Consider the following 10,234-nt stretch of genomic DNA (forward strand, 5'->3'; position numbering starts at 1 on the left):
CGTAAAGTTCCGCGGTAAAATGGCTCATATCTGGCAAGCGCTGCGGTCCGGCGAATGGCTCACGGCTTCGCGCGTCCGCGCCTATTGCCTGATCCTGCTCGCCCTCGCCGGCCTGGCCATCGTCGGCTGGATCGCGCTGTCGCATGACCTGGTCGACCGTAACGGCAAGCCGATCGGCACCGACTTCTCCAGCTTCTACACGGCCGGCGCGCTGGCGCTGGAGGGGCGAGCGGCCGACGTCTACAACATGGCCCTGCATCACGCCCGTGAGCGCCAATTGTTCGGGCCCGATACGCCGTTCTACGGCTGGCTCTATCCGCCGAGCTTTTTCCTCGTGGCCGCGCCGCTGGCGCTTTTGCCCTACGCGCTGGCGCTTGCCGTATGGCAGGGCCTTACGTTCGCATTCTACCTCGGCGTGATCGGCGCGATCCTGCGGCCGGCGCGGCAGCAGCACGGCGCGATCGGCCGACTGTGGCTGGCGGTGGCCGTCGCCTTTCCCGCCGTCTTCATCAATCTCGGCCACGGGCAGAACGGCTTTCTAAGCGCCGCCTTGCTGGGTGCGGCGTTGGTCGCGCTACCGCGACGACCGCTTGTCGCCGGCGTCCTGTTTGGCCTTCTGTCCTACAAGCCGCAGTTCGCGCTCGTCATTCCCCTGGCGCTGGTGGCCGGCGGACAATGGCGCGCGTTTTTTTCCGCGGGCGTCACCGTGATCGTTCTCGCCGGCGCATCCGCCGCCTTGTTCGGGGTCGATGCCTGGACCGCGTTCTTCGCTTCCACCGAGGTCTCGCGCAAGCTGCTGCTGGAAGAAGGCAATGTCGGCTTCGAGAAACTGCAGAGCACGTTTGCCGCAATCAGGCTGTGGGGCGGCGGCGTGACGTCAGCCTACATGGCGCAAACAGCGGTGTCCGTGCTCACGGTCGCCGCCACCGCGTGGGTCTGGCATGCAGGCCGCGATCACGCCATCAAGGCGGCGCTCCTGATCGCCGCCACCGCGCTCGCCTCCCCGCACATCCTTGACTACGACCTGATGCTGCTTGCGCCGGCGCTCGCCTTCTTCGTCGCGGCAAGACCGGATGCGCGCTTCGGCGACTTTGAGATCAGCCTGCTCGCGTTTGTCTGGATCGCACCGCTGCTATCGCGCAGCATCGCAGGTGTCAGCTACATCCCCCTGGGCCTGTTCGCGGAGCTGGCCTTCTGTGCACTTGTCTTGCGGCGCGCGGCCCTCGATCGCGCCAGCCATGCGCTTGGCGCGCCCCGCGTCGCGCAAGCGTGATCTTTGTTGTTCCGCCGTGTTGATGAAAACATGCTGCGCGCGTGCAGTGCAGTAGAGGTTTTCGACTTTTTCCATTCCGCGGGACTTGCGACGCGGTGATATCGGCATCATTCTTTGGCCGCGTTGCGGTGCGAACCGCTGAGGCGCAGGCGCGCAACTGCTGCGTGCGTGCTTTCTCGATCGGAGTGAAATCCAGGACGATGTACAAGCTCTATTCGATGCAACGCTCCGGCAACAGCTACAAGGTCCGCCTTGCGCTGGCGCTGCTCAACGCGCCGTACGAGGCCATCGAAGTCGACATTCTCCGCGGCGAAAGCCGCACGCCGGATTTTCTGGAGAAGAATCCCAGCGGACAGGTGCCGCTGCTGGAAGTCGCCGAAGGCCGCTACCTCGCCGAGTCCAACGCCATCCTCTGGTATGTCTGCGGCGGCACATCGCTGGCGCCGGAGTCGCGGGTCGAGCGCGCCGAAGCGCTGCAATGGATGTTCTTCGAGCAGCACGCGCTGGAGCCCAATATCGGCGCCGCCTATTTCTGGCTGTCGCTGGTCAAGGGCGGCCGCGACCTGCAGACGCATGCGCTGGAGGACTGGATGGAGCGCGGCTATGCCGCGCTGCAGGTGATGGAAAACCACCTCAAGACCCGCGCCTATTTCGCCGCCGGGCAGCTCACGGTCGCCGATATCGCGCTGTACGGCTACACCCATGTCGCCGACCGCTGCGACTACGACCTCGCCACTTTCCCGGCCATCCGCGCCTGGCTGCGGCGGGTCGAACAGACCCCGGGCTTCGTCACCATGGACTGGCGGCCCGAGAGCGAGGTCGACGACCAGGCCGGCATCGTCGCCGGCGCTTGACCGCCGCCAGGCCGGCAGCAGGCCCCCTCACTTTCGCGCGAGCGGAGCGCCAAAAGTTAACAATAGCGGGTATAAGATTAACCTTTGCCGCTATTCTGCCATTTTCAAACGGCCGATCGCCGCATTGTTGCCGGTGATCGTTGCAAGGTTTTCCTGACATCGCGGGGTGATTCGCCCCGCACTGCGAGGATTTGGACCATGGTTCGGTCGCCTGGCACGGTCGGCTTCGAAAGCCGCCGTGCGCCCGTTGCTTCTTCCCGATTGCTTGGAGCGATCGCTACTTCGCTCGCAATCGGCACGCTATCGCTTTGCCTCATGGTCACGCTGACGGTGCTGTCGATCAAGGCCACCGTCGCGATGCCCTTTCCTTAATGGTTGCGGCTTTTTTGTTTGCATCATTAGCGAACGCGCGATGACATTGGCGAACGCGCGATGATCGACATCGCGATTGGACTCGCATGAAGACACCTGTTGGCCTTGTCACCGTCGCGCTGGCGGTAGCGATCCTGCTGGCGGTCTCGTTCCTGATCGCCACCAGCACGCGCGGCCAGGAGCAGGCGTTCGGTTCCTCTGCCGGCGAGCTCGAGGTGCGGACCGTCGCACGGGGCCTCGTCAATCCCTGGGCGCTGGCGTTCCTGCCGGATGGGAAGATGCTGGTGACCGAGCGCCCCGGCCGCATGCGCCTCGTCACCGCCGAAGGGCAAATCTCGCCGCCGCTCAAGGGCGTGCCCGAGGCGTGGGCCTCCGGCCAGGGCGGCCTGCTCGATGTCGTCACCGACAAATCCTTTGCGCAGAACAAGACCATCTATTTCTGTTACGCCGAACGAAGCGAGGGCGGCGGACGTACCACGGCCGCGCGCGCTAAACTGAACGACGGCAATGGCCGCCTCGACGAGGTCAAGATCATCTTCCGCCAGCAGGGGCCGCTGTCGTCAGGCAATCACTATGGTTGCCGCATCGCGCAGGCCGATGACGGCAATCTGTTCGTGGCGCTCGGCGATCACTTCACCTATCGCGACGAGGCGCAAAACCTCGGCAATCACCTCGGCAAGATCGTCCGGATCGCGCCGGATGGTTCGGTGCCGTCGGGCAATCCATTTGCCGGCCGCGCCGGTGCCAAGCCGGAAATCTGGAGTTACGGGCACCGCAACGTGCAGGCGCTTGCGATCAATCCGGCGACTGGCGAGCCCTGGGAAATCGAGCATGGCCCGCGTGGCGGCGACGAAGTCAATGTCGCCGGCAAGGGCAAGAATTACGGCTGGCCGGTGATCGGCTACGGCATCGATTATTCCGGCGCGAAGATCCACGACGCGACAGCCAAGGACGGCATGGAGCAGCCGCTGAAATACTGGGTACCGTCGATCGCGCCGTCAGGCATGGCCTTCTACACCGGAAAGCTGTTTCCGAAATGGAACGGCAGCCTGTTTTTGGGCGCGCTGCGCGGCACGATGCTGGTGCGGCTGACGCTGAACGGCAACACGGTGGCGTCGGAGGAGCGGCTTTTACAGAACCTGCACGAGCGCATCCGTGACGTCCGCCAGGGACCGGACGGCGCGCTGTGGCTACTCACAGACAGCTCGAACGGACGCGTCCTGAGGGTGACGCCGGCCGCTAAATGATTTTGTGTCCGTGGACTCTATCCGCGTCATTGCGAGCGCAGCGAAGCAATCCACGTCTCAGCACAGGGATAGATGGATTGCTCCGCTGAGCCTGTCATCGGGCGCGCATTCGCGCGACGCGTTGGCTCGCAATGACGGGTGGACATAGCTTCACACTCTCTCAGGCCCGCATCAGAGCCAAGTGGATACCGCTTACTTCAGCTTGCCGCTCGACAGATCCATGATCATGCGCGTGGCGAGATAGAGGCGCGGCACGATGGTGTCGACCTTCACATATTCGGCATCGTTGGAGTGCGCGCCGAAGCTCGACAGGCCCATGCCTTCGACCACCGCGCCCTTCGCCTTGAGGCCGGCGAACGCCGCGTCAGTGCCGCCGCCGGTGGCCTTCTCGGCCACGTTGAGCGACATGCCGAGTTCCCGATAGATCGTCTTGCCGTGATCGGTGACACGGCGCGAAGCGTCGGTGGCCTCGAGCGGCGGCCGGCGCACCTCGAATTTGAGATCCACCCTGGAGTCGGGCAGCAGCTTCGTCTTGATCTTGTCCTGCAGCGCCTTCTCGAGCCCGGCGAAATCCGCCACCTTGAGCGCGCGCGCATCGGCCTGCGCCGTGGCTTCGGCCGGAATGACGTTGCGGTTGGTGCCGGCCTTGGCGACGGTCCAGTTCAGCTTCAGGCCCTGCTCGGGCCTGGACAGTTCCTTCATCTGCAAGAGCTGATGCGACAGCTCGTACAGCGCATTGACGCCGCCTTCGGGCCGGGAGCCCGCATGCGACGCCTTGCCATGCACCGTGAGATAGGCCGAGCCGATGCCGCTGGTGGCAAGCCGCAGCGCGCCGTCGGTGCCGCCGCCTTCGAACGAGAACACGGCGTCCTGCTCGGCGGCGAGACGCGTGATGGTGCTGCGCCAGCCGGGCGAAGAGATCTCCTCGTCGCCATTGATCAGCACCGTGAGCTCGCCATACTCCTTGAAGTTCAGCTTCTGCAGCATGGCCACGGCGTGGATGATGAGGGCGATGCCCTGCTTGTCGTCGGCAATGCCGAGGCCATAGGCCTTGTCGCCATCGATGCGGAACGGCTGATCCTTCAGCATGCCCTTGAGGTATACCGTATCCATGTGCGCGATCAGCATGATCTTCGCGCTACCCGTGCCCTTGAAAACGGCGTGCACGGCCGGGCCCACTTTCTCGGGCGTGTCGTCGAGGCGGTAGATGTCGCTGGGCTGCAGGACCTCCACGGTTCCGCCGAGTTGCTTGAGCTGGCCGGCAATGCGCTCGGCGAGCCGGTTCAGGCCTTCGATGTCGCCGCTGCCGGATTCGATCTGCACGAGATCACGCAGCGTATCGAGCAGCGGCTGCTGCTCCTTCTGCGCCAGTGCGTGGACATCGGCCACCGGCGCGGCGTGCGCCACGGCGGCAAATGCCAGCGCGAGCGATGCGATCAATGGACGAACAAAGGACAAGGCAGCGTGCGGTCGGGGCATGGCGCGGCGGTCCGTGAGGTTGGAAGCAGGAAGTTGATAATGCAGCACTGAAGCATCGTGGCGGGCAGGCTACAACCCCTGTCCAACAGCCTTGTTCCGTATACTCCATACAAGAGCGCTCACGCCCATTTGTGAAAGATCAGAAACGCGCCGATGGCGATGAAGAGAAAGCCGAGCGCGTGATTCCACCCCAGCGGCTCTTTCAGGTAGAGCACCGAGAAGGCGGCGAACACCACCAGCGTGATCACCTCCTGGATGGTCTTGAGCTGGGCTGCTGAATACACCGCGCTGCCCCAGCGATTGGCCGGCACCGCCAGCCAATATTCGACGAAGGCGATCCCCCAGCTCACCAGCACCACCGTCGGTAGCGCGCTTTCCTTGAATTTCAGATGGCCGTACCAGGCGAAGGTCATGAAGACGTTGGAGGCAAACAGCATCAGGATCGGCAGCAGCGTCGGCGAAACAGTGGGCATCGATGTCCTCTTGCAAAATGTCGTGTGGCTCAATCGAGCGGTGCGGTACCCCGTTCCCTAACTCGATATCATTTGATTTCAAAAATACGAAAGCTCGACGCATTCCCGCAACGCCCTCTTAGGACTGGCGGCAGAAAGGCGTGCACAATCGCAACAATCAGGCATGCTTGCGTCATATTCCCGGCAAGTGACGAGAACGGCATGCAGTTCAACTGGCGCGCAATCTCCGGTCCGGCTCTTACAACGGCGGCGGCGTTGATCGCCTTCCTCGTCGACCGACATGTCGTGGCGGTCCCCAATCCCGCGCCGCTGTTCGTCTGCATCGTCGCCTTTGCCGCCTCTATCAGTGGTATCGTCTCGGGTCTTGCCAGCGCGGTCATCGCGGTAGTGTCTTCCGCGCTGTTCTTCCTCAACCATCGCGCCGCCCCCGGTTACGACATGTCGGACCTGGCGCGCATGCTGCTGCTCGCGGTAACCGCCGGCGGCACCGCGCTGATCACCGGGCTGCTGAGGCAGAAATGGGTCGATGCATTCGCGTGGGAGAAGAAGCACCACGCCACCGCGGACCGCCTGTCGGCCGCGCTCGACCAGGTCGACATCGGCATCGTGCTGCTCGATTCCGACACCCGCGCCGAATTCATCAACCGCGCCTTCCGCAGTTACTTCAAGCTGTCCGACGAACAGGCCGACAGCAAGCCGCCCTTCATTGCGCTGATGTATCACGGCCGCGACACCGGCGCCTGGCAACTGCCCGAGGACGAACTCAGCGCCTTCATCGCCAAGCGCACCGAGATGATCCGCACCGGCGATTCCACGCCGATCAACATCGAACTCGTGGACGGAGAGGTGTTGCGCTTCATCTGCACCGCACTGCCCGATGGTGGACGCATGCTGAGCTATACGCCGATCACCGACCTCGTCCGCCACACCGACGATCCCGGCAGCGCGGAGTACTATCGCACGTTACGCGGCAGCTATCGCAACCTTGCCCAGCAGCTCGGCGCTGCGGAGTAGAAGCGCTCCAACGCGGGCGGCTCTCCTTAAACCTCGCCCCGCTTGCGGGGAGAGGTCGGATTGCCTCGGCGATGCGAAGCATCGTCCGGTGCAATCCGGGTGAGGGGGTACAGGTCTCACCACGTACGCGACTCGCGGAGGCAGCCCCTCACCCCACCCCTCTCCCCGTAAAGAACGGGGAGAGGGAGCGCATCGAGCGCGCCCGCAAAAGTTGATCGGTTCCCTCCCCGCCTGTAGTAAGGAGTCTCAACGCGCGTTCGCGACGCTGCCCTCCCACCACAACGGAAATCGCTCAATGTCCGGCGACCTCATCATCCGCTTCGTCACCCGTCAGGACTACGCGCAATGGCTGCCGCTATGGGACGGCTACAACGCCTTCTACGGCCGCTCGGGCCCGACTGCGCTGGCACCCGAGATCACGGCGATGACCTGGGCGCGCTTCTTCGACGCCTATGAGCCGGTGCACGCGCTGGTCGCCGAGCGCGGCGGCGAGCTGCTCGGGCTGACGCACTACCTGTTTCACCGCTCCACGACCATGATCGAGCCGAACTGCTATCTGCAGGATCTGTTCACCAGTCCGGAATCGCGCGTCAAGGGCGTCGGCCGCGCGCTCATCAATGGCGTCTACGAACAGGCAAAACTCGCCGGCGCATCGCGCGTCTATTGGCAGACGCACGAAACCAACCACACCGCGATGCAGCTTTACGACAAGGTCGCGGACCGCTCCGGCTTCGTGGTGTATCGCAAGATGCTTTGACGCCCCAACGCGATACCGCATCTGTGAAATACATGAATTACCTGATCAGCGGGGCCGTCGCCTTGATCTCGGCCTTCATTGGCATGTTTCTGCCGATGCTTTCTGCTGTTGGGCCGATTCAAAGGCCGACGAATCTCTTGTTTGGATTCGTCTATGGGTTCGGCTGGTTCGTTGGAGGGTTCGTGGCGGATGTAAGATCCCGATACGTGGAGGCTTTTGGATCGTTGGTCTGGCCGGCCGCAGTCCTGCTGCTAGTGACATATCTCCTCGGCCGACAGCTTTCGGATCGGCCCGATCGGAGATTCACGATTGTATCTGGCAGCATCTTCCTCTCGCTCCTGATCCTGCCGGGAAATTGGGTTGCGACCACGCCGCTAAAATGCATTCCGACGTATACAAGCACTCTGCTTGCGGTTTATTGAGCTTGCCTGTTGTGTCGCTGCTCGCGATACGCGTTGCGTGGCACCCTGTGGATAAGTCCCGGTGTCACGCGCGCGTAACAAAGCACGGATAGGTTGCGCCTGCGTCTGATCAGGCCCCCCGTCTCAGATCACGCGCCCCAGCGGTCCCCGTCAGTCGCCGCGTCTGACCGGGGCCGCCTCTTTTTGTGCTGCATGGCTGCCAAGCGCGAGCGCAGGTCACGCCGCTGCTTGCGGGTCGAGGCCGTGCGGGCCACAATGCGCCCCTCCCGCGCCCTTCCCACAGGATCGATCCATGCAAATTCGCAATCTCGGCGGCTCCGGCCTGCGCGTTTCCGCCGTCGGCCTCGGCTGCAACAACTTTGGCCAGCGCACCGATCTGGAGACCTCGCGCAAGGTGATCCACAAGGCGATCGACCTCGGCATCACGCTGTTCGACACCGCCGACATCTATGCCGGCATGGGCGGCTCCGAGACGGTGCTCGGCACCGTGCTCGGCGACCGCCGCAAGGACATCGTGCTGGCGACGAAGTACGCAAAGCCGATGGCGACCGACGGCACCAAGCAGGGCGCCTCGCGCCGCTACATCATGTCCGCGGTCGAGGCCAGCCTGACGCGGCTGAAGACCGACTACATCGATCTCTACCAGCAGCACGATTACGATCCGTTGACGCCGATGGAAGAGACGCTGCGCGCGCTCGACGATCTCGTCCGCCAGGGCAAGGTCCGCTACATCGGCAATTCGAACTTTCCGGCCTGGCGCATCGCGGAAGCGGAAATGCTGGCGCGGCAGATGAACGTCAGCCGCTTCGTCTCCTGCCAGGACGAATACAGCCTCGTGGTGCGCGGCATCGAAAAGGATCTGCTGCCGGCAGCTCAGGAATACAAGCTTGGCCTGCTGCCGTTCTTCCCGCTGGCCAGCGGGCTTTTGACCGGCAAATACAAGCGCGGCGCCGCCGCCCCCACCGACACCCGCTTCGCCAAGGCGCCCGCGCTGAAGGACCGCTACGTCACGGCGCGCAACGAGGACATCGTCGAAAAGCTGCAGGCGTTCGCGCAAGCGCGCGGCCACACCATGCTCGAACTCGCCTTCTCCTGGCTCGCCCACCGCCCCCAGGTCTCAAGCGTCATCGCCGGCGCCACCCGCGTCGAACAGGTCGAGCAGAACGTCAAGGCGATCGGCTGGACGCTGAGCGCGGACGAGATAGCGGAAGTGGACGAGATTACGAAGTAGAGCGGAAACGGCTCTCTCCGCCCCCTCTCCCCGTTCTTCACGGGGAGAGGCTCGGGGTGAGGGGCTATCTCCGCGAGCTGCGAACGACGTGAGACCTGTACCCCCTCACCCGGATTGCTCCGCAATCCGACCTCTCCCCGCAAGCGGGGCGAGGTTAAGAGGAGCGAGCGGCTCGATCCGAGAGCTCGGCTTGAAGTGTTGTCAGAACGCCGTCGATATTACCGAGCACCTCATTATTCCAGAAACGAAGCACCTTGTAGCCATCATCAGCCAAGCGACAATCGCGAATTGCGTCGGCGGTCGATGCACTGTGCTGCCCGCCGTCCACTTCAACGATCAAACTCAGTTCGCGGCAAACGAAGTCGCAGATATAGCCGGCGATCGGAACTTGCCTTGCGAACTTGTGCCCGGCGATTTGCCGGTTGCGGATGCGATTCCAGAGGACTGTTTCTGCGTCTGTTTGATTGACGCGCAATCGCCTTGCGATTCGGATGGTCTTTTCATTGCGGCCACGCATTGCCCTGCCCCTCACCCGGATCGCATCTGCGATGCGATCCGACCTCTCCCCGCAGAAGAGCGGGGAGAGGTTAAGAACTCACCCCACCAATCCCTGCATCGGCTTCACCGCCGCGCTGTCCGGAAACACCGCCTCCGCCAGCACCTTGTCCGCCAGTCCGAACTGGTCCTTCAGCACGCCCTTCATCACCGCGCGCAAATCGGTGGTCGGCGCGAGATCGCGTCCCTGATAGAGGCTGCCCGGCTTCAATCCCGGCCAGTCCGCGATCACGCGGCCGCCCTTCACTGCGCCGCCGGCGAGCAGCGCCACCGTGCCGGTGCCGTGATCCGTTCCCTGCGTGCCGTTGATGCGCGCGGTGCGGCCGAATTCGGTGGCGACGACGATCACGGTGCCGCTCCAGCGTGGTCCCATCCCGGTTTCGAATTCGGCGAGTGCGCCATCGAGACCGCCGAGCAGTTGCGCCAACCGCCCCACCGGCCCGCCTTCATTGGCGTGGGTGTCCCAGCCATCGAAGGCGAGCGCGCCGATCCGCGGACCGGTGTCAGCCGCCATCAGCCGCGCCGCGCCGCGCGCCGCCAGCCGCATCGCGGCCACG

The 10,234-nt window shown here is 63.9% G+C and carries 12 protein-coding genes; 8 read left to right on the forward strand and 4 right to left on the reverse strand.

What is annotated here, in order from left to right; genetic code table 11:
- Positions 1-19 precede the first annotated feature (19 nt).
- From CQ14_RS31135 to CQ14_RS31145, 4 genes are all read left to right on the forward strand, one after another.
- On the forward strand, positions 20-1,273 hold the full coding sequence (locus tag CQ14_RS31135; RefSeq protein ID WP_057861628.1) for a glycosyltransferase family 87 protein: 1,254 nt from the start codon (positions 20-22) through the stop codon (positions 1,271-1,273).
- A 200-nt stretch (positions 1,274-1,473) separates the two neighbouring features.
- Positions 1,474-2,127: a glutathione S-transferase family protein gene (locus CQ14_RS31140; RefSeq protein WP_057861629.1), complete on the forward strand. Its 654-nt coding sequence runs from the start codon at positions 1,474-1,476 to the stop codon at positions 2,125-2,127.
- 198 nt (positions 2,128-2,325) lie between these two features.
- Positions 2,326-2,499 carry a hypothetical protein gene (locus tag CQ14_RS44895; protein ID WP_199805657.1) on the forward strand — a complete coding sequence of 58 codons (174 nt, stop codon included), beginning with the start codon at positions 2,326-2,328 and terminating at the stop codon, positions 2,497-2,499.
- An 86-nt stretch (positions 2,500-2,585) separates the two neighbouring features.
- Positions 2,586-3,746, forward strand: a complete 1,161-nt coding sequence (locus tag CQ14_RS31145) for a PQQ-dependent sugar dehydrogenase (RefSeq protein WP_057861630.1) — start codon at positions 2,586-2,588, stop codon at positions 3,744-3,746.
- A gap of 192 nt (positions 3,747-3,938) precedes the next feature.
- Here the strand turns inward: CQ14_RS31145 and CQ14_RS31150 are convergent, their stop codons facing one another.
- Positions 3,939-5,225 carry a M20/M25/M40 family metallo-hydrolase gene (locus CQ14_RS31150; protein WP_057861642.1) on the reverse strand — a complete coding sequence of 429 codons (1,287 nt, stop codon included), beginning with the start codon at positions 5,223-5,225 and terminating at the stop codon, positions 3,939-3,941.
- A 119-nt stretch (positions 5,226-5,344) separates the two neighbouring features.
- Positions 5,345-5,698, reverse strand: a complete 354-nt coding sequence (locus CQ14_RS31155) for a DMT family protein (protein ID WP_057839829.1) — start codon at positions 5,696-5,698, stop codon at positions 5,345-5,347.
- Between the two features lie 201 nt (positions 5,699-5,899).
- Between CQ14_RS31155 and CQ14_RS31160 the strand changes: the two genes are divergently transcribed.
- The 4 genes from CQ14_RS31160 to CQ14_RS31175 all read left to right on the forward strand — a co-directional run bounded on the left by CQ14_RS31160 (position 5,900) and on the right by CQ14_RS31175 (position 9,122).
- Positions 5,900-6,712 carry a PAS-domain containing protein gene (locus CQ14_RS31160; RefSeq protein WP_057861631.1) on the forward strand — a complete coding sequence of 271 codons (813 nt, stop codon included), beginning with the start codon at positions 5,900-5,902 and terminating at the stop codon, positions 6,710-6,712.
- Positions 6,713-7,007: 295 nt separating this feature from the next.
- Positions 7,008-7,469 carry a GNAT family N-acetyltransferase gene (locus CQ14_RS31165; RefSeq protein ID WP_057861632.1) on the forward strand — a complete coding sequence of 154 codons (462 nt, stop codon included), beginning with the start codon at positions 7,008-7,010 and terminating at the stop codon, positions 7,467-7,469.
- Between the two features lie 32 nt (positions 7,470-7,501).
- Positions 7,502-7,891: a hypothetical protein gene (locus tag CQ14_RS31170; RefSeq protein ID WP_057861633.1), complete on the forward strand. Its 390-nt coding sequence runs from the start codon at positions 7,502-7,504 to the stop codon at positions 7,889-7,891.
- A 292-nt stretch (positions 7,892-8,183) separates the two neighbouring features.
- Positions 8,184-9,122: an aldo/keto reductase gene (locus tag CQ14_RS31175; RefSeq protein ID WP_057861634.1), complete on the forward strand. Its 939-nt coding sequence runs from the start codon at positions 8,184-8,186 to the stop codon at positions 9,120-9,122.
- A 154-nt stretch (positions 9,123-9,276) separates the two neighbouring features.
- On the opposite strand, the gene CQ14_RS31180 is transcribed toward CQ14_RS31175, so the two are convergent.
- Positions 9,277-9,639 carry an endonuclease domain-containing protein gene (locus CQ14_RS31180; RefSeq protein ID WP_057861635.1) on the reverse strand — a complete coding sequence of 121 codons (363 nt, stop codon included), beginning with the start codon at positions 9,637-9,639 and terminating at the stop codon, positions 9,277-9,279.
- Positions 9,640-9,717: 78 nt separating this feature from the next.
- A partial coding sequence (locus CQ14_RS31185) for a DUF1501 domain-containing protein (RefSeq protein ID WP_156435639.1) occupies positions 9,718-10,234 on the reverse strand: 517 nt, incomplete at its 5' end.

Origin of the sequence: Bradyrhizobium lablabi (assembly GCF_001440475.1) — a bacterium.
Lineage (GTDB): Bacteria > Pseudomonadota > Alphaproteobacteria > Rhizobiales > Xanthobacteraceae > Bradyrhizobium > Bradyrhizobium lablabi.